This window comes from Hymenobacter guriensis (assembly GCF_015773195.1).
GTDB lineage: Bacteria > Bacteroidota > Bacteroidia > Cytophagales > Hymenobacteraceae > Hymenobacter > Hymenobacter guriensis.
In genome coordinates this window covers 301,189-319,277 of record NZ_JADWYK010000003.1, presented here as the reverse complement: position 1 = coordinate 319,277, position 18,089 = coordinate 301,189, and the positions used below count along the sequence as shown (strand labels likewise).

At 59.7% G+C, this 18,089-nt stretch carries 13 protein-coding genes; 5 read left to right on the top strand and 8 right to left on the bottom strand.

The features are described from left to right. The first annotated feature begins 4 nt into the window (after positions 1-4). Entirely contained in the window at positions 5-1,543 is a 1,539-nt protein-coding gene (locus tag I5L79_RS07340) for a YifB family Mg chelatase-like AAA ATPase (protein WP_196954372.1), read from the top strand. 104 nt (positions 1,544-1,647) lie between these two features. Further along, positions 1,648-2,682 carry a quinone-dependent dihydroorotate dehydrogenase gene (locus I5L79_RS07335; protein WP_196954371.1) on the top strand — a complete coding sequence of 345 codons (1,035 nt, stop codon included), beginning with the start codon at positions 1,648-1,650 and terminating at the stop codon, positions 2,680-2,682. 109 nt (positions 2,683-2,791) lie between these two features. Here I5L79_RS07335 and I5L79_RS07330 read toward each other — a convergent pair whose 3' ends face one another. Together I5L79_RS07330 and I5L79_RS07325 are read right to left on the bottom strand one after the other, a co-directional pair. Next, entirely contained in the window at positions 2,792-3,442 is a 651-nt protein-coding gene (locus I5L79_RS07330; RefSeq protein WP_196954370.1) for a DUF2306 domain-containing protein, read from the bottom strand. Between the two features lie 188 nt (positions 3,443-3,630). Then, complete coding sequence (locus tag I5L79_RS07325) at positions 3,631-4,752, bottom strand: acyloxyacyl hydrolase (protein WP_196954369.1); 1,122 nt, start codon at positions 4,750-4,752, stop codon at positions 3,631-3,633. Between the two features lie 179 nt (positions 4,753-4,931). On the opposite strand from I5L79_RS07325, the gene I5L79_RS07320 reads away from it, so the two are divergent. The 3 genes from I5L79_RS07320 (at position 4,932) to I5L79_RS07310 (ending at position 7,472) form a co-directional block, all read left to right on the top strand. After that, positions 4,932-5,675, top strand: coding sequence for a porin family protein (locus I5L79_RS07320; protein WP_196954368.1), 744 nt, complete (start codon positions 4,932-4,934; stop codon positions 5,673-5,675). A 158-nt stretch (positions 5,676-5,833) separates the two neighbouring features. After that, positions 5,834-6,589 (top strand): porin family protein, encoded by a 756-nt coding sequence (locus I5L79_RS07315; protein WP_196954367.1) that lies wholly within the window; start codon positions 5,834-5,836, stop codon positions 6,587-6,589. Positions 6,590-6,803: 214 nt separating this feature from the next. Then, positions 6,804-7,472 (top strand): porin family protein, encoded by a 669-nt coding sequence (locus tag I5L79_RS07310; protein WP_196954366.1) that lies wholly within the window; start codon positions 6,804-6,806, stop codon positions 7,470-7,472. 78 nt (positions 7,473-7,550) lie between these two features. Here I5L79_RS07310 and I5L79_RS07305 read toward each other — a convergent pair whose 3' ends face one another. The 6 genes from I5L79_RS07305 to tpiA form a co-directional block, all read right to left on the bottom strand. After that, positions 7,551-8,918, bottom strand: coding sequence for a dipeptidase (locus I5L79_RS07305; protein ID WP_196954365.1), 1,368 nt, complete (start codon positions 8,916-8,918; stop codon positions 7,551-7,553). Positions 8,919-9,504: 586 nt separating this feature from the next. Then, positions 9,505-10,149 (bottom strand): glycerol-3-phosphate 1-O-acyltransferase PlsY, encoded by a 645-nt coding sequence (gene plsY, locus I5L79_RS07300; protein WP_196954364.1) that lies wholly within the window; start codon positions 10,147-10,149, stop codon positions 9,505-9,507. Positions 10,150-10,292: 143 nt separating this feature from the next. Beyond that, positions 10,293-15,578, bottom strand: coding sequence for a hypothetical protein (locus tag I5L79_RS07295; RefSeq protein ID WP_196954363.1), 5,286 nt, complete (start codon positions 15,576-15,578; stop codon positions 10,293-10,295). A 213-nt stretch (positions 15,579-15,791) separates the two neighbouring features. Then, positions 15,792-16,622, bottom strand: a complete 831-nt coding sequence (gene prmA, locus I5L79_RS07290; RefSeq protein ID WP_196954362.1) for a 50S ribosomal protein L11 methyltransferase — start codon at positions 16,620-16,622, stop codon at positions 15,792-15,794. A gap of 155 nt (positions 16,623-16,777) precedes the next feature. Then, on the bottom strand, positions 16,778-17,161 hold the full coding sequence (locus I5L79_RS07285) for a DUF6150 family protein (RefSeq protein ID WP_231402899.1): 384 nt from the start codon (positions 17,159-17,161) through the stop codon (positions 16,778-16,780). 133 nt (positions 17,162-17,294) lie between these two features. After that, complete coding sequence (gene tpiA / locus I5L79_RS07280; protein WP_196954361.1) at positions 17,295-18,059, bottom strand: triose-phosphate isomerase; 765 nt, start codon at positions 18,057-18,059, stop codon at positions 17,295-17,297. Between the last annotated feature and the right edge of the window lie 30 nt (positions 18,060-18,089).

Below are 18,089 nucleotides of genomic sequence, written 5' to 3'. Positions count from 1 at the left end.
ATTTATGCTGACGAAAACCTTCGGCTCGGCCGTGCAGGGCGTGAATGCCTATACTATTACGATTGAAGTGGTGGTGTCGCAGGGCACCAATTTCTACGTGGTGGGCTTGCCCGACAATGCCATCAAGGAAAGCCAGCAGCGGGTGGAAGCGGCCCTTAAGTTCCGAGGCTACCGGATGCCGCGCACCAAGGTGGTGGTAAACATGGCCCCCGCCGATATTCGCAAGGAAGGCTCTTCGTATGACCTGCCCATTGCACTGGGCATTCTGCACGCCTCCCAGCAGTTGGCCACCGAGCGGCTCCCGGAGTACATCATCATGGGCGAGTTGGCGCTGGATGGGGAGCTGCGGCCAATAAAAGGCGTGCTGCCCATTGCCATTCAGGCCCGCAAGGAAGGCTTCAAGGGGTTTATCCTGCCCCGCGAAAACGCCCAGGAAGCCGCCATTGTAAACAACCTCGACATTATTCCGGTGGGCACCATGCAGGAGGCCGTCGATTTTCTGGAAGGCCGCCTGGACATTGAGCCCCTGGTAATGGATACGCGGGACGTATTTCAGCACACGGCCAACCAGTACGCCGCCGACTTTGCCGACGTACAGGGCCAGGAAAACATCAAGCGGGCCCTGGAAATTGCGGCCGCCGGCGGCCACAACGTCATCATGATCGGGCCACCCGGCGCGGGCAAAACCATGCTGGCCAAGCGCCTGCCCAGCATTTTGCCCCCGCTGAACATGCAGGAGGCCCTGGAAACCACCAAGATTCACTCCGTAGCCGGCAAGCTGGGCGCCAATGCTTCCTTGCTCAACACGCGGCCGTTTCGCTCGCCGCACCATACTATTTCTGACGTGGCCCTGGTGGGTGGGGGCGGCAACCCGCAGCCGGGCGAAATATCCTTGTCGCACAACGGGGTGCTGTTTCTGGATGAGCTGCCCGAGTTCAAGCGCACGGTGCTGGAAGTGATGCGCCAGCCCCTGGAAGAGCGGCGCGTGACGATTTCACGGGCCAAAGTCAGCATCGACTTTCCGGCTAATTTCATGTTGATAGCCTCTATGAATCCCTGTCCTTGTGGATATTATAATCACCCCGAGAAAGAGTGCGTGTGCGGGCCGGGCGTGGTGCAGCGCTACCTCAATAAAGTGAGCGGGCCGCTCCTGGACCGCATCGACCTCCATGTGGAAGTAACGCCCGTGACGTTTGACCAGATGACGGAAACGCGCAAGTCGGAAACCAGCGCCGACATCCAGCTGCGCGTGACGGCGGCCCGCCAGCGCCAGGCCGGTCGGTTCCGGGACTTCCCTGACATTCACTCCAACGCCATGATGCCCTCGCAGATGGTGAAGGACGTGTGCCGGATTGGCCCGGCCGGCCTCACGCTCCTGAAAACCGCCATGGAGCGCCTGGGTCTTTCGGCCCGCGCCTACGACCGGATTCTGAAAGTGGCCCGCACCATTGCCGACCTTGCGGGTGCCGAGGAAATCCAGCTTCAGCACCTGGCCGAAGCCATCCAGTACCGCAGCCTTGACCGGGAAGGCTGGGCAGGTTGAAACGGTGAATGAACGGATGAGTGAGCTGGGTAAATGTGCAAGTTGTTCTGCCACTTAACTCACTCGCTCATTTACTCATTCACCGTGCGTAGCTTTGCGGCGCTATGTACCAAGCCCTGCTGAAGCCGCTGCTGTTTCGCCTTGATGCGGAAAAGGCCCACCATTTTGTATTTCAAAATCTGCAGCGGGCTTATCGGCTGCCAGGCGCGCAGGCGCTGTTGCGGGCTTCATACGACTTCCAGCACCCAAGCCTGGAGCGGGAGGTGTTCGGGCTGAAGTTTCGGAACCCGGTGGGTTTGGCGGCGGGCTTCGACAAGAACGCAGAGCTGACCGACGAGTTGGGCGCACTGGGCTTTGGCTTCGTGGAAATCGGGACGGTGACGCCGCGCCCCCAGCCAGGCAACCCCACGCCGCGCCTGTTCCGGCTGCCGCAGGACGAGGCCCTGATCAACCGTATGGGCTTCAACAACCACGGGGCCGAAGCCGCCGCCACCCGCCTCCGCCAGCGCCACAACCACGGGCTCATCATTGGCGGCAACATCGGCAAGAACAAGGACACGCCCAACGAGGATGCGGCCCGGGACTACGTGACCTGTGTGGAGGCCCTGCACGAAGTGGTCGATTATTTCGTGGTGAACGTGTCGTCGCCGAACACGCCGGGGCTGCGGCAGCTGCAGGAGCGAGAGCCGCTGATCCAGCTGCTGCAGCAGGTACAGGAGCGCAACCAGGCGCTGCCCCAGCCCCGGCCGCTGCTGCTCAAAATCGCGCCTGACCTCACCGACGGGCAGTTGGACGACATCCTGATCATCGCCCGTGAAACCAACCTGAGCGGCCTGGTAGCCACCAACACCACCATCAGCCGGGACAATTTGCGCACTCCCGCGGGTGAGGTTAGCAGCCTGGGCGCGGGTGGCCTCAGTGGCAAGCCCCTGCGGGAGCGCGCCACCGAAGTTATCCGCTACCTCAGCCAGCATAGTGCCGGCAACCTGCCTATCATTGGAGTAGGCGGCATTCACTCGCCCCAGGATGCGCAGGAAAAGCTGGCCGCTGGTGCCGCACTGGTGCAGCTGTACACGGGCTTCATCTACGAAGGCCCCGCCCTGGTGAAGCGCATCAATCAGGCGCTGGCCGAACAGTAACGGCTAAACCAAGTCACGCGCTGAACTGGCTTAGCGAATACGCTTCCCGTACTTCGTAAAATGATTTCGTACGAAGTGGCAAAGAGGCTTGGATAAGCCCAGGACGGCATCACAATTTCACGGCTTCACCTTTCGGCACGTGGCGGCGCTGAAACCAGACCAGCAGGGGCACCAGCACCAGCGTAGGCCACAGGAAGTTGAGCGGAAACGCAATGAACTTGAGGCTGGTAACCGAAAATGCAGATACGGCGGCAATATAGGAGCCCACGAAGCCCGAAATATGGTTGCGCAGCCACTGCCTGGCTGGCCAGGGACCCGGCCGCCAAAACCCGCGCAGCTGCCGCATTGTCGTCATCAGGCCAATACCGCCAAATACAACGAGCACCGGGTTGAAAGGCCGGCTGAACAGGCCATAGACCAGCGTGGTCAGGAATATAAGCAAGCCCACCAGCACGCTCACCCAATCGTACAAAGCCGGCCCCTGACCCGCACCCATGCGCTTGTGGTGCAACGACCGGTAGCCGAACTGCGCCAGATACAGGCTAAAGATGCCCGTAAGCAGCAGAAACGTCAGACCGTTGAGGCTGGCTGAAACTATAGCGGTACCACCGGCTACCAGCATGGCCCAGAAAAACACCTTGCCCCAGAGCCGGTGCGCCGGCCCGCCCTTGCGCACTATCAGGGCCACGGGCGCCACAAAAAAGCCGGTAAAGCCCGCCGCAATGTGCAGCCAGCGGTTCAGGAGCAGGAAAGTTTCCATTGGGTAAGTGGCGGGATGGTCGAATGGCTGAAGGGTTGAATAGTCAAAGCAAGCAGCTCAGCCCGGGTCCAGCCACCTTTTTGCGCCGAAGCGTCATTTTGGGCACCTCAGCTTCAGTTTCCGGCCGCTGAGCTCTGCTCCTTCTTTCCCTTTCTAAGAGCCATAAAACCATTCTCCCATCCAACCATTCACAGCTTCGCGCCCAGCTTGAACTCCAGCACGTCGGCGGCGCCACGGTGCACTTTCAGGTCGAGGACGCCGAACAGGTGGTCGGTGAGGTGGTATTTCAGCCCGATTCGCTCGTAGTAGAACTTGTTGGATTTGTACGGATTGTACACGTAGAAACCCAGGTGCGTGACGAAAGCCAGCCGGCCGAACAGCAGCTCATGGCCCAGAAACACGCCGGCCTTTTTCACGTCGGGCAGCGGGCGGCTGGTATCGGCCGTGTCGCGCAGCTCGGCTTGGAGCGACCGGTCGTAGAAGCCCTCCACGCCCAAGAGCAGGTTGCTTTTGCGGTTCATGCGCCGCCCGCCGGCTACCGTCACGGAGTTTACCAGGTACTTGCGCGTATCGGTTTCGTTGCGCTGCTTGTAGCCCAGGCTCGAACTCAGGTTCAGGAAAAGACGGCCCACGTCGGCAGGCTCGGGTGCGGGCAGCTGGTCGAGGGGGCGAAAAGGGCGCTGATTATGCATGTTGAGCCCCAGCACCAGCGTGGGCATGTTGATGCCCAGGTTGGGCTTGGTGGTGGCCCCGTTGGAATAGTGGTTCAGCCCCAGACCGGCCAGCAGCCCCAGGTGGTCCGATAAGGCCACGTCGTACTCCACGCGTGCCAGAATCAGCGCGTTCAGGCGGGAGCTGACGAAGGTGTTTTTGTGGTTGGTGGCCTGGTCGAACGCCTGACTGAACCAGCCCAGGCCGCCGCCCAGTCGGAAATTCAGCTCCTGCCGGGCCGTGCGCCACAGCGGCTTGCTCAGGTATACCCCGGCCCCGTAGCTGCGGCCCAGCGTGGCGTTGTGGTAGTCGTAGTACAGCAGGGCCAAACCCACGCGCGGGTAGCGGTGCCAGGCGTGCCAGGGCTGCTTGCCCTGGGTCTGGCGCTGGAAGTTCAGCTCCACCCCCGTGGGGTGCGCCCGCACCAGGTGGCGCACGCGCGGGGTGTGGGAAATGATGAAAGCGCCCTGCGCATATGCACCTACCACCACGGCCTGCGCCGGTCCGGTTTCGCCTTGCTGCGCGACGGCCAGGCGCGGCAGCACCAGGCACAGCCCCAGCAACATCCTCGTATAGTGGCGCATGGCGTCAGATATCATAGGGGCCAAAATACGGTAGAAATGCGCTGTTAGCGCCAGGGGTGCAACTTCCTTTCCGCAGAATGGCTCCTTCCGGCAAGCCGGCGCCGCGCAACTCCGCGCTTTGCCGTAACATTGTGGCCGCATGGCGCGGCGGCTCATCTGGCCAAAAAACGTAGCCGCGTCTGTTTGTACTGTCTATGCTGATTTCTGACTTTTTCCGCCCCGTGGCGCGAGTAGCCGCGGCGGCTTTGCTTCTGCTGCCCGTAGCCGCTTCCGCCCAAAACGCCGGCAAGCCCCGCCTCGGCCTGAAAACCGGCCTGGTTTTGAGCCGCCTTACCGGCGACGATGTAGACCAGCTGGGTGGCGCCGACTACCGCACCCGCACGGATGGGCGCCGCCCTGATTTCTTTGTAAGCCTGGCCAGCACTATCCCGCTTTCCGGCACCGGCCGGTTTACCGTAGCACCCGAACTGAGCTTCAGCCGCAAGGGCTACCGCATCACCAACACCTTCATTGGCACGACGGGCCTGGAGTCCGGGGAGACGCAGCGGGTATTGCTGACCAAGCGTACGCTCAACTACCTGGAGCTGCCGCTGGCTTTCCGGGTAAATACCAACGGGGGCCTGTACTTTGAGCTGGGGCCGCAGGTGTCGTACCTCATGGGTAGCAAAAGCACCACCGAAACCACCAGCACGTTTGCCGACGGCCGCGACCAGGCTCCTTCCGAAACTTCCGCCACCACCACCAGCGACGTGCAGGGCTTCGATTTCGGGGCTATTGGCGGCATCGGGTTTCAGCACCGGAGCGGGTTCACGGCGGGGCTGCGCTACAGCCGCGGCTTTAAGACGGTGCTGGAACGGGAGGCTCTGCCGGGTAAGCCCATCACCAACAACGACGCCATTATCGTACAGTTCGGCTACCTGCTTCAACTGGGCAAGTAGTCAGTTGTTTACCGGCTTTTTTATGTGAGCAGACCCTGCGGTCTGCTCATTTTTTTTGGCGCGAGTACGGCATTTTTCTGAAACGGGCCGTTTAAGGCCCCAAAACCGCACCATGTGGCGCGGCCTGTGCAATGTTTCACTAACCCCTTTGTTGCACCATGAAAAAGACTCCCCTTCTCGCTCTTTCGCTGCTGTCGGCAGCGGCTCTTTCTGCTTCTTCGGCCTATGCTCAGGGCCCTACCGGTTTTCGGGTGGGACTGAAAGCGGGCGGTACCTACTCCAATGTGTCGGGCGACGACGTGAAGCAGTTTACTGGCTCCGGCTACGATACCAGCTTGGGCTCCTACAAGCTGGGCTACAACGCCGGCCTGACCTTCAACCTGCCCGTTACAAGTGACGGGTTCTTCTCCATTGCTCCGGAGCTGCTGTACAACCGCAAGGGCTACGAAATCACCTCAGATCAGAAAAACGGGCTACCGAGCGGCGTCTCGAAGTACGAGATAGAGCAGCAGCGCGTGCTGCACTATCTCGACCTGCCCATCATGGCGCGCATCAACGCCGATGGGTTCTTCTTTGAGGCCGGCCCACAGGTAAGCTACCTGTTCGGCTCGCGCACCAAAACGCAGACAACTACTAAGTACACCAACGGCGACAAGGACAAGACTGAAGACCGCTCGGAGTTCGTAGACTACCTCGGTGGTATCCGGAAAGAGAAGTACAAAGGCGACCTGTCGAACGTAGACATTAGCGCCGTAGCCGGCCTGGGTTATCAGACTGAAAGCGGCATGAGCCTGGGCCTGCGCTACGCCCGCGGCTTCAACTCCCTCATCGACAGCAAAGACTCCGACAACGAGCCGAAAGTCTTCAACAATGCTTTCACGCTGCAGGTAGGCTACCTCATTGGTGGCAACTAATCTGCGTGGCAGGTTCCCAAAACTATCCTCAAAAGTCCGGCTGCTAGTGGTGGCCGGACTTTTTTTGTTGAGCAACGGCTTTGATACGCTGGCCGATAGCAATATCAGCTAAGCATGTTGCCTTACGGGTAGCTCCGCGCAGCAATAGGCTGGCACGCTTTTCGTTTTGAGTTCCCCATCTGTGCAATTTCCCTAACCTAACTTCATTGCACCCATGAAAAAGACTTCTTTGCTTGTGGCCGCTGCCTTAGTAGCCGGCGCTTTTGCCTCTTCCTCCGCGCACGCCCAGGGTATCCGCCTCGGCTTCAAGGGCGGGGCCAACTACTCCAACCTCTCCGGCGACCTTGTTAACGAAAACCGCTTCCAGAACAAGTGGGGCGCCCACGGCGGTATCATGGCCAACATCAGCTTCACCGACGACGGCTTTCTTTCGATTCAGCCCGAGGTGCTATACTCGCAGAAGGGCTTCAAGTTCAATGACAGTGAGGTATTTGGCATAGTAAAATACCAGGGTAGCCGTACCTACAACTATATTGACGTTCCCGTACTGGTCAAAATCAATGCTGATGGATTCTTCTTCGAAGCCGGCCCGCAGTACAGCTACCTGCTAAAGGTAAAAGATGAGACCGAACGCAGCACAAACGGCGGCATTAGTTACAATAAGTACTCCGGCACCGAAGACTTGGGCGACGTAAACCGCAGCGAAATCGGGTATGCAGCCGGGCTGGGCTACCAGTCGACGGCGGGTTTCCTGGTAGGTATTCGCTACAACGGCTCCTTCACTGACTTCGCCAAGGACGGCTACACGGGCGACGCCGACGTACGCAATGCCCGCAACTCCGTGTTTCAGGCCTCTATCGGCTACCTCATCCCCAGTAAATAAGCTACTTGGCCCATTACACAGCAACGCCCCGCCTGCCAATCGGCAAGCGGGGCGTTGCTGTTTCGCAGCAGCGGTGGCTTAGCTCCGGCTGGCGGCTACGTAGTTCTGGAAGAAGTGCGGAATCGTCTCAATACCCTTCAGGAAGTTGAATACCCCGTAATGCTCGTTGGGCGAGTGGATGGCGTCGGAGTCCAGCCCAAAGCCGAGCAGCACGGAATCCAGGCCCAACTCCGTTTTGAACATGGCCACGATGGGAATAGAGCCCCCGCCCCGGGTTGGAATGGGCTTTTTGCCGAAGGTGGTTTCAAGGGCCTTAGCTGCTGCCCGGTAAGCCACCGAATCGGTGGGCGTAACCACCGGCTCACCGCCGTGATGAGGCGTTACTTTCACCGTGACGCTGGGCGGGGCAATACGCTCAAAGTGCTGCTGAAACAGCTGGGTGATTTCGTCGGAGGTCTGGTTGGGCACCAGGCGCATGGAAATCTTGGCGTAAGCCTTGGAGGCAATAACCGTTTTGGCACCTTCGCCGGTGTAGCCGCCCCAGATGCCGTTTACGTCCAGCGTAGGCCGGATGCCGATGCGCTCCACGGTGGTGTAGCCTTGCTCGCCGTAGATGTCCTTCAGGCCGATGCTTCGCTTGAACTCCTCGTCGGAGTGCGGCACGCGGTTCAGCTCGGCACGCTCCTCGGCGCTGAGCACGGCCACGTTGTCGTAGAAGCCGGGGATGGTGATGTCGTTGTTTTCATCGTGCAAGGAGGCAATCATCTTGCAGAGGATGTTGATGGGATTGGGCACGGCCCCGCCGTAAAGGCCGGAGTGCAGGTCGCGGTTGGGGCCCGTCACTTCTACCTCGTGGTAGCTGAGGCCCCGCAGGCCTACTTCGATGCTGGGCTGGTCGTTGCTGAGGATGCCGGTATCGGAAATCAGGATGACATCGGCCTTCAGCTTTTCCTTGTTGGCGCGCACGAACAGGGCCAGGTTGCTTGAGCCCACTTCCTCCTCGCCCTCAATCATGATCTTCACGTTGCAGGGCACGCCGCCCTGGCTGCGCTGCATCAGCTCGAAGGCCTTCACGTGCATGTACACCTGCCCTTTGTCGTCGCAGGCGCCGCGGGCATAAATCTTCTCATTCTTGATAACGGGCTCGAAGGGCGGCGAATCCCAAAGCTCGTAGGGGTCGGCAGGCTGCACGTCGTAGTGGCCGTAGACGAGGACAGTGGGCAGGCTGGGGTCGATGAGCTTTTCGCCGTACACGATGGGGTTGCCGGCCGTGGGGCACAGCTCTACGTTCTCCAGGCCAGCTTCTTCCAGACGCATTTTCAGGTAGTCGGCGGCCCGCAGCACATCCTGGTGAAATTTGGGGTCGGCCGAAACAGAAGGGATACGGAGCCACTCCAGCAGCTCGCTCAGAAACCGCTCCTGGTGTTGTTCAATGTAGGTGGACATAGGCGGGAAATTAGGGATGAGCGCAAAAGTAGGGAAGGAAATGGTAGGGCTTAATACGAAGCCCATAGAGCTAAGAGTACTCAAAGACCATTTTTCTGGTCTTTGGTCTTACCAATTAAGCATCCATCGTCAAATACCCTATCCACACTAGAAGGCAGCTTACTGCTAGAACTAAAGCCCGATATGGCCATCGACGTATCACAGCCAGCATTATAAGTATTGCGGTTGGCAATAAATAAATGACACCCTGCTTGGTTTTGTTGGGCACTTCTAAAAAGCTCCATGTGGCAGAGTCAAATACCCAGATTAACCATACATATATGCTATTGAATAGGGTAGTCAACAGGCCAACCAACAGCAAACGACCTACCTGCAACTTTGCCGTTTCCTGACCTTGTAGCGTTGCAAGGAGAACAAGCCAGAACAATCCGATTGCCACTGGAAGGCCAACGACTAATCCGAAAGTTTGAGGAATTATAAAATCTCCCAACGCATACGCGGGCTGGCAAACTGCTGCAAACAGTATAATAGCACCGATGCGTCGTAGAATTTGATTCATCAATAGCGACCTGGCTTGTTATATGCTTTACTTCTTATCCCACGGCATGGGCACGCGGCTCTCGGTGCCGGTGCGCAGGCGGCCGATGTTGGCGCGGTGGGTGTACACGAGCAAAGCCGCCAGCACGAAGCCCACTCCAATGAGGAAGGGCTGCGGGGGCCGGAACTGGGGCAGCAGCTGCAACAGGGCAAAGCTCACGCCGGCTGTCATACTGCTCAGGGACACGTAGCGCGAAGTCAGCAGCACCGCCAGAAAGATGAGCAGGCATACGCCCACGGTAGCCGGGGCCACGCCCAGCATCATGCCCAGGATGGTAGCCACGCCCTTACCTCCCCGAAACTGCGCAAACACCGGGTAAATGTGCCCTACCACCGCCAGCACACCACAGGCCAGGCGGTAGTACACCTCGTGCTCGGGCGCAATAGCGCCCTGGCTTACCAGCCAGGCCGGCAGCACGTAGGCCGCCACGAAGCCCTTCAGCGCATCGACCACCAGCACGAAAGAGCCGGGCTTTTTGCCCAGCACCCGAAAGGTGTTGGTGGCGCCCGCGTTGCCGGAGCCATGCTCACGCACATCAAGGCCGTAGAAGCGGCGGCCCACCCAAAGCGCAGTGGGAATGGAGCCAAGCAGGTAAGCGGCCAGCAGGGCGCCCAGAATCAGAATCAGATGCATAAGCGGAGGAACGGGGAGGGAAGAGTTCAAAGATAACGGAACCGCATTGGTGGCCTTCCTACGGTTTTCGTCAATAGGAAGGTACAGGCGCAAAAAGCCCCCGCCAGCAGAACCAGCGGGGGCTTTCCTATTGCCAAAAGAGCTTACTGCTCGCCGAAGGGGTCGTCGGCGGATTCCTTTTTCTTCTTTTTCTTTTTGCTGGTATCCTCGGTCGGGGTCGTGGGCGTGTCCACGGTGGGCTCGGTAACAACCGGCTCGTCTTTCTTCTTTTTCTTTTTGCCAGTGTCTTCGGCTGGAGCAGCATCGGTGGGCGTGGCAGCCGGGGCTTCGGTGACTTCGTCCTTTTTCTTTTTCTTTTTGCGGTCTACCGGCGCATCGTCAACGGGAGCATCGGCGGCAGGGTCGGTAGCTACGTCGAACTCGGAGCCTTTCTTTTTCTTTTTCTTGCCCGTTTCCTCGGTAGCATCGGGCTCCGGCTCGGGCTGGGTGGTCACAATCTTCTTGGCCGCGTCCTTGCCCGTGAGGCCCAGGTAGGTTTTGCGGAAGCGCGTGAGGAAGGACTGCACCTCCTGGTCGTCGCCCAGGAAGAAGCCGTATTCCGTGGCCGTGTTGTAGTCGCCCTTGGCCTTGAAGCCCACGATTTCGTCGTAGGAGCCGTGCTGGGCCTTGGTGAGTACCGTATTGTTGGAGTACTTGATGTAGTACCAGGTCTGGGGCTCGGCCTCCAGGTACATTTCCACCACGTCCCCCGTCGACTCTTTCTTGATTTCGATGAAGCCGTCGATTTCCGCGTTGATGTCCTTCTTGTAAATGCTGACCAGGCCAATCTTGCCAGTGGAGTACCAGGCCCGCTGCTTGTCGGACCACGTGAGCTTCACCCGGTTGAGCACGATGGTGCGCAGCAGCTTTGGCGAGAGTTTCTGCAGGGGCGAGTAGCCGCCTTTGCGGTTCTGGTACTGCTGCACGGCCTTGCTGCCCACAAACTCGCCCAGCTTCAGGTATTCCTCGCGGGTACCGGTCATGGCCTCGGGCAGGCCTTTGGCGTAGCGGCCCATATCCTCGCCCATAGCTATAATGGCTTTTTCGGGCAGGTTGATGTCGAGGGCCATAAACGTGTCCATGGTATAGCGGCTGCTATCGGGCTTGCCAAAGCCGATGGCCGACGCCTCCAGGGTGTAGTCCTTGTTGGAGTTTATCAGCTCCACCTTGCCCCGGAACGTCATGGTGGTGGTCGAGTCGTTGAAGGTCATTACGCTGCCTTCGTACACGTCGGGGCTTTCTTCCTGGCGGCCCATACGGAAGGTGCGCTTGGCCGCATCAAAGCTCAGGGTGCCATCCACCTGAAACACGTTCAGGTCCGTCACGCTGGGCTTCTGCCCCACAAACAGCGGGTACACCTTGTTGCTTTCCGACAGAAACAGCCCCGTAAACAGCGGGGTGCCGTCCTCCGCCTTCGGATCCTGCACCCGCAGCTGAATGCGTTTAGGGTCGATGGAGTCCTGCACGGCAAACCAGGTGGAAGCGTTGGGGCTTTTCACAAACTCCAGCTTCGACTGCCCATCGAAGGCAAAGCGCTTTTTCTTGGAGTTCATGATGGCGCTGCCCCGGTAGGCAATGCGCGGGGCTAGGTGAAACTTATCCTCCGCTTTGATGGACGCCGTAGCCAGCGTCACCGGGCCCGCTTTGTTGTCGCCGTTGCGGCCCAGCAGGCGGGAACCCAGCCCTTTGCCGGTGCTGGCCGTGAGGCCCGCCAGCCCCTGCGTGGAGTCGATGCGGAAGTTGGCAAACTTCAGGGCAAACGAGTCGGCGGCGGCGTTTTTGTAGCTGTAGAGCGCGCTGCCGGTAAAGGCCAGGCGCGACTGCACGTCTACTTCGCCCTGGTAGAGCGCGTGGTATTTCTGCAGCGTGTCCATCGTTACGCGGGCGTTGCGGAAGGCGCGCATATCGGCGCTGGCAGCCACGTACACTTTGTTGGAGTCGGGCTCAATCCAGGCATCAGCCGAGGAAATGCGCGGCACGCCGCCGGCCAGCAAGGTATACTGCTTCAGGTCGTAGACCCCGCTGGAGGCCTGGAACTTGAGGCCGTGCTGGTCGGGCCGGGTGGAGTAGAAATAAGAACGAGTAGAATCAGCCCCGGGCGACACCCGGAACACCACGGTCTTTTTCTTGAAGTCCCACTTGCCGCCGCTCAGCGACGTGCGGTACTGGGTGTAAGGCAGCTCTACGTTGGCCGAGCCGGTTTTCTCGGGCGAGAAGTCGGCAAAGCCCTGCTTGATGTCGTAGTCGATGGCAACGTCGGTAGCCTGCACGGCCGGCTTGTTCACCTCGCTGGATTTGATGCTGAGCGTGGCGCCGTTGCCCTTGTAGTGGTGCTGCAGGAAGGTGAAGCTGCGCGAGCGAACCAAGGACTGCGGCCCCTCGATTCGGCCGTTGCCATACAGGCCGGTGGGCGTCAGCACGGCCTCGCCCCGGTACGAGAAGGCCCCGCCGTAGAAGCGCATATCCTGCCCCGATTTAGCCGTGCTCCAGTACATAGAGTCTTGACGCACGGCCCACTTCATCTGATAGCCGGGCAGCAGATCCACCTTTGGGTACTCGGCTCCTTTGTACGGGCCCTCGGCCAGGGAGGCGGTAGTGCCCACCGTCACCACCGAGTCTTTGTAGAAGATAAACTGTTTGCTCTGGAGCGTAGCGGCCAGGTACTTGATTTCGCCCACGCCCTGGATACCGCGGTTGCTCATCTTCACGGTATTATACAGGCGGCCTTTGTTGCCGTAAAGCGGGAAACCTTCCTTGGGCAGCTGGTACACGAAGCCCAGGGAGCCGTCGTCCTGCATCGTGAGCTTGGTGTCGAAGGACGGCATGATGTCACCCGTCACAAACTTGCCTTTGAAGCCTACCGCCGAGCGGTTCTTGTTGTTCAGGGAGTCGATGCGGAACGGCGGAATATCGAAGTACACGGTGGTATCGTAGGCGCCGCCCAGCACCTCGGGCTTATTGAAGAATACGTAGGCCCCGGTGGTAGCGTCGAACGACGGGTAGGAACCGATTTTCTTGCGCCCCGACTTATTTTTGGGGTGGTTGATGTAGAGCTTGCCCGCCGAGTTCTTGCTCTTGTTGGTCAGGGCCCAGTCCACGTCCTTGCGGGCCTTGATGGAGGTGCCTTTCGAGTTTTTGCCCTTCACGATGATGGAGTCAATCTTGACCAGGTCCACGAAGAACCCGTCGTAGTCGAAGCGGAACTCCCGGCCCTTGAACACGAAAGCCGAGGCCACCAGCGTACCGTTGAACTCGATGTTGCGGTTTTTGAGGATGCGCACCACGCTGCTGTCGGGCTGCACGTACACGGCCACCGAGTCGTCGGAAAAGTTGAAACGGTCCACGCCGCGCACCGTCAGCACTTTGTTATCGAGGTTGAGCACGGCGTTGCGCCCGCCCGGCGCCACCGATTTGATGGCAATGTGGTCGTAGTCTTTCTTGCCCTGCGCCGAGTTTACGTAGTGCGAGGCTTTGGGCAGCACCGTCAGACTGTTGCCATCCGGGTTCAGGCGCACGTATCCATCCCGCGCCAGGCCCGACACGGCGGAGCGCACGTTTGGCTCACTAAGATTGTACTCCTGCACCAGCTGGCTGATGGTAAACGTCTTCGCATTGGAGTGCGTCTTGCTGTAGCTCACCACCATCTGCAGCGGGTGCATACGGTTGATGCTTTTCACCTGCTGGTAGCGCGTGTTGGTGTAGAACTCGCGCGACTCAAACTTGGCGGCCACCTGGTTTTTGGCCGTTAGCATCGAAAAGTTCATCAGCGGGGTATTGATGGGCCAGGTGAGCAGCTCCGTCGTAATTTCCATCTGATGGTAGGAGTCGTAGTAGGGCGTGGTTTTGTAGAGACCTTCTTCGCGGGCCAGTTGCAGCACCTGCCGGGCCTTCGAGAACTTGAGCTTCACGCCGGGGTGATACACGGAGTCCAGCTTGTCTTCGTAGATGGACACGGCCGCCCGGCTCGAGGACAGCAGCGTGTCGCCCAGCTCGTAGGCGCGGGCCGAGGCCTTGAACTTGGTTTGGCCGTTCGACTGCACACTGATGCTCGACAGCGACCCGTCGAGGCTGGCGCTGAAGGTGCGCTGCCCGTTCAGGGCGAAGCCCCCCACGTACTTGATATTGTCGCCGATGTTCTTGACGCGGGCATCGTTGGTGAGGGAGATAAAGCGCGGGTACGAGGTGTCGGTACTGCCGGGCTTTTTCTTGAAGCTCTTGAACGACAGCGCCCCGCGCACCGGGCTTTCCAGCACGGCAGGGTACGTCAGGGTCACGGGCTCGGCCTTGAACTCCGGCTTGCCCATGTCAAAGTCGAAGTGGGTGAGGTCGGCGGTGGCGGGGTTTGCCTTCACCTGCCAGGTGTACTGCCCGCCGTAGCCTACAAAGCGGTTGGTGAGCGGCACCACGTAGCCCGTGGTTTTGGTGATGACGGCCGAGTCGGCCCCAAAGCTGCCTATCAGCAGGTCTACGTCCTTGAGCACGATAACCGGGCCGCGGGTGGTTGGGGCCATGTAGTCGTCGTAGTAGGCGGGCGCCACCATCGTTGGCTCGGGTTCGGGCTCTTTCACCGGGGCTGCAGCGGCTTTGGTGCCGGCGGTTTTCGGAGCTGTTTTGGCGGGCGCAGGCTTCTTGGCCGGCGTGCTCCACCCATCGTTCGACGATGAGCTCCACCCGTCGTTGGTGCCCCAGTCCGAAACTGTGTCCCAGCCATCCGAGCTTTTCTTTTTGGCCGGCTTGGCGGCGGGCTTGGTGGTTTTGATGGCCGCTCCCGTGCGCACCGGATCCGAGGCCGTGGGCGTAGGCTCAGGCGCTACGGCCGGCTCCAGGGACTGGTCGCTCTGGTTGTAGGCAAACGAAAAAGCCCCACGCACCAGCTGCACGCGGTTGTAGCGGGAGTAGTACAGGCGGTTGGTTTGCAGAAACTGCGCGGCCATGGTCATGAACCTTTCCGTGTCGCGCACCTGCTCCCGGTCCAGGGTGGTGCTAATGGTCGACAACAGCCCATCCATCTGCTGGTCGCTCAGGTTCTGCTTGGTCGAGCCGGCCAGAATCACGTTGAAGAACGTTTCGAAGTGAGGCCGGGGCTTAAAGCGCTTGGCCAGCAGCCGCTGTGAAATATCCACAATCAGGCGCTGCTGGGAAGCCGTGAGCTTGTTGCTGGCCCAGAGCGTTTGCAGGGCAGCAGCGCTGGCAATAGCCGCCGGGTTTTTGGTTGAGGCCATCATGGCCTGCACATCCACAATGTACTGGGCCGGGTCGGTTGACAGCTTGCCGGGCTGGGTGCGCGGGGCCGCGGGAGCCGTGGCCGGAGCCGCCGGCTGCTGCGCCCAGGCCCCTACCGATACGAGCAGCAGCGCCGCCCACAGCCAACCAATTACTACTTGCTTCATACTCACTACCGTCAGAACAAACTTATTCGTCTCCAATTTCGCTAAAATTCACCGCATTTGCGCATTGGCCCGCTGTTGCCCGTTTCGGGGCAGCAGCACCGTGGCAGGCAGGTTCTTGCGCTGGCTAACGCTAACCAGACGCGCAATAGTGCCCACAGTTACCCCCGGTTTTGTACTATCCGGGCGGGCGGTAAGCAGCAGCTACGGTCCGGCCTATTTCCGGAAAACGGCCGACACCCAGTGGTTGCTGGTTCGCATCGATTCATAGGTGAAGCCGGCCTGCTCGGCTGCCGCGCGGATCAGGGGCAGGTCTTCTTCATAAAAGCCGGAAAACAGGATGGGGCCGCCCGCTTTCAGGTACTGCCCGTAGGTGCCCATATCTTCCAGCAGTACGTTACGGTTGATGTTGGCCAGGATGATATCGAATGGCGCCTCCCCTTCCAGGGCCGTTACGTCGCCCAGGCGGGCTTCTACGCGGTCCTGTACATGGTTTTCGGCGGCGTTGTCGGCGGCATTTTCGGCCGTCCAGGGCTCCACGTCCACGGCCAGCACCGAGGCAGCGCCGAGGTGCACGGCCATGACGGCCAGAATGCCCGTGCCGCAGCCCATATCCAGCACGCGCTTGTTCTGGTGGTCGATGGTGAGCTGGTTTTCAATCATCAGCGCCGTGGTGTCGTGGTGGCCGGTGCCGAAGGACATGCGCGGCATAATCACGATTTCGTAGGGCAGATCAGGCCGGGCCGGGTGGAACGGGGCCCGCACCGAAACTTTATCGGCAATAACCAGGGGCTGAAAGTTCTTTTCCCACTCGGCATTCCAGTTCTGGCGCGTGATGGTGCGGTGGCTATACTCCAGCTCGCCCAGTCCCTCGTAGCGGCTCATGATTTCGGCTACGTCGTCGGGGTTGAACACGTCTTCGGTGGTGTAGGCGCAGAAGCCTTCGTCGTTGTCTTCGAAGGTATCGAAGCCCACTTCGGCCAGTTCAGCCACCAGTATGTCCGACAGCTCGCCGGGTGCTTTTACGCGCAGTTCAATGAAATCCATGGTATCGGAATGAAAATGAGATGGACGCCAACTGGCGGAGTGTTCCGCCGGGTGTTTCCGTATCAGCGTACAAATAACCGAAATCAAACAGGAAGCCCCGCTACCGGGCTGCGGCGGTAGCGGGGCTTCGGGGCCGGAAGGAGTAGGCTCAGGCGCTACTTACCGTTGCGGCAGCCGGCGTAGGATCGGATTTTGGTGTACTGAATGCTGAAGTCAGCCAGGGCGCGGTTATCGGTCACGAACAGCACGTAATCGGCAAAGTCGCGGGCCCCGGTGAAGTACCAGAAACCCGTTTTATCGGCGAAAAGCTTGTTGCTTTCCTCGTACACCAGCACGTCGGCAAAAGCCTCTTCCGGCTCCACATACACCGTAGCAAAGGACTGCCCCCGGCGGCGCGGGTCCTTCTCCAGAAAGATGGAACCGTAAATCCGGCAAGGCTCCACCGAGGTAGCTACCGTGGCCGCGGTGAAGGGCACAGCCGGTGCGGGCTGAAACGGATTCAGCGTGAGGAACCCGGAAAGTAGCAGACTTGTGAGCATGGAGAATTGCTAAGACTTGCCCTTCCGACAATTATCTGGCCGAAAAAGGTTCTTTGTCATTCCGAACAAAGTGAGGAATCTGGGTCGGCTGCTAGCAGGTACCTCAGATTCCTCACTTTGTTCGGAATGACAGTTAGAACGACTTGATAATCTCGGTGAAGTCGCGGGACTTGAGGGAAGCACCACCGATGAGGCCGCCATCTACGTCGGGCTGCGAAAACAGCTCCCGGGCGTTCTGGGCGTTGGCCGAGCCACCGTACAAAATGCTCGTATTCAGGGCTGCTTCGGCGTCGTAGGCGCGGGCAATCTGCTCCCGAATGAAGGCGTGTACTTCCTGGGCCTGCTGGCTCGTAGCCGTTTTGCCGGTACCAATGGCCCAAATGGGCTCGTAGGCAATAACTACCTGGTCGAACTCCTCATTGCTGAGGTGAAACAGGCCGTCTTTCAGCTGCTTGCTGATGAAGCTGAAAGTGTCGTCGGCTTCGCGGGTTTCCAGCGACTCGCCCACGCAGAAAATGGGCTTCAGGCCGGCGGCCAGGGCGGCTTTCAGCTTCTGGCTCAGCAGCTCATCGTCCTCGCCGAAATACTGGCGGCGCTCCGAGTGGCCCAGAATCACGTACTCCACCCCTACCGACTGCAGCATTTTGGCCGATACTTCGCCGGTAAACGCGCCGGTTTCCTTCTGGTGGCAGTTCTGCGCACCCAGGTGCAGGCGGCCACCCTCGGGCAGCTGGCGGCCAATGGCCGACAGAAACGGAAATGGCGGGCACACCACCACCTCTACCGAGGAGCCGGTGGTTTCGTCCTGCACCATGTTCACAATTTCAGAAATCAGGGCCTGGCCGTCCTGCAACGTGGTGTTCATTTTCCAGTTGCCGGCCACAATGTTCTTACGCATAGCGAAGGGAGAGTTTGATCAGAAGGTGAA

Bases quoted from the DNA above. Each gene is read 5' to 3' on its own strand.
- I5L79_RS07320 (WP_196954368.1), top strand. From the start codon at position 4,932: ATGCTGATTTCTGACTTTTTCCGCCCCGTGGCGCGAGTAGCCGCGGCG.
- prmA (WP_196954362.1), bottom strand. From the start codon at position 16,622: ATGGATTTCATTGAACTGCGCGTAAAAGCACCCGGCGAGCTGTCGGAC.
- I5L79_RS07310 (WP_196954366.1), top strand. From the start codon at position 6,804: ATGAAAAAGACTTCTTTGCTTGTGGCCGCTGCCTTAGTAGCCGGCGCT.
- I5L79_RS07305 (WP_196954365.1), bottom strand. From the start codon at position 8,918: ATGTCCACCTACATTGAACAACACCAGGAGCGGTTTCTGAGCGAGCTG.
- I5L79_RS07335 (WP_196954371.1), top strand. From the start codon at position 1,648: ATGTACCAAGCCCTGCTGAAGCCGCTGCTGTTTCGCCTTGATGCGGAA.
- I5L79_RS07295 (WP_196954363.1), bottom strand. From the start codon at position 15,578: ATGAAGCAAGTAGTAATTGGTTGGCTGTGGGCGGCGCTGCTGCTCGTA.
- I5L79_RS07285 (WP_231402899.1), bottom strand. From the start codon at position 17,161: ATGCTCACAAGTCTGCTACTTTCCGGGTTCCTCACGCTGAATCCGTTT.
- I5L79_RS07340 (WP_196954372.1), top strand. From the start codon at position 5: ATGCTGACGAAAACCTTCGGCTCGGCCGTGCAGGGCGTGAATGCCTAT.
- I5L79_RS07315 (WP_196954367.1), top strand. From the start codon at position 5,834: ATGAAAAAGACTCCCCTTCTCGCTCTTTCGCTGCTGTCGGCAGCGGCT.
- tpiA (WP_196954361.1), bottom strand. From the start codon at position 18,059: ATGCGTAAGAACATTGTGGCCGGCAACTGGAAAATGAACACCACGTTG.
- plsY (WP_196954364.1), bottom strand. From the start codon at position 10,149: ATGCATCTGATTCTGATTCTGGGCGCCCTGCTGGCCGCTTACCTGCTT.
- I5L79_RS07330 (WP_196954370.1), bottom strand. From the start codon at position 3,442: ATGGAAACTTTCCTGCTCCTGAACCGCTGGCTGCACATTGCGGCGGGC.
- I5L79_RS07325 (WP_196954369.1), bottom strand. From the start codon at position 4,752: ATGATATCTGACGCCATGCGCCACTATACGAGGATGTTGCTGGGGCTG.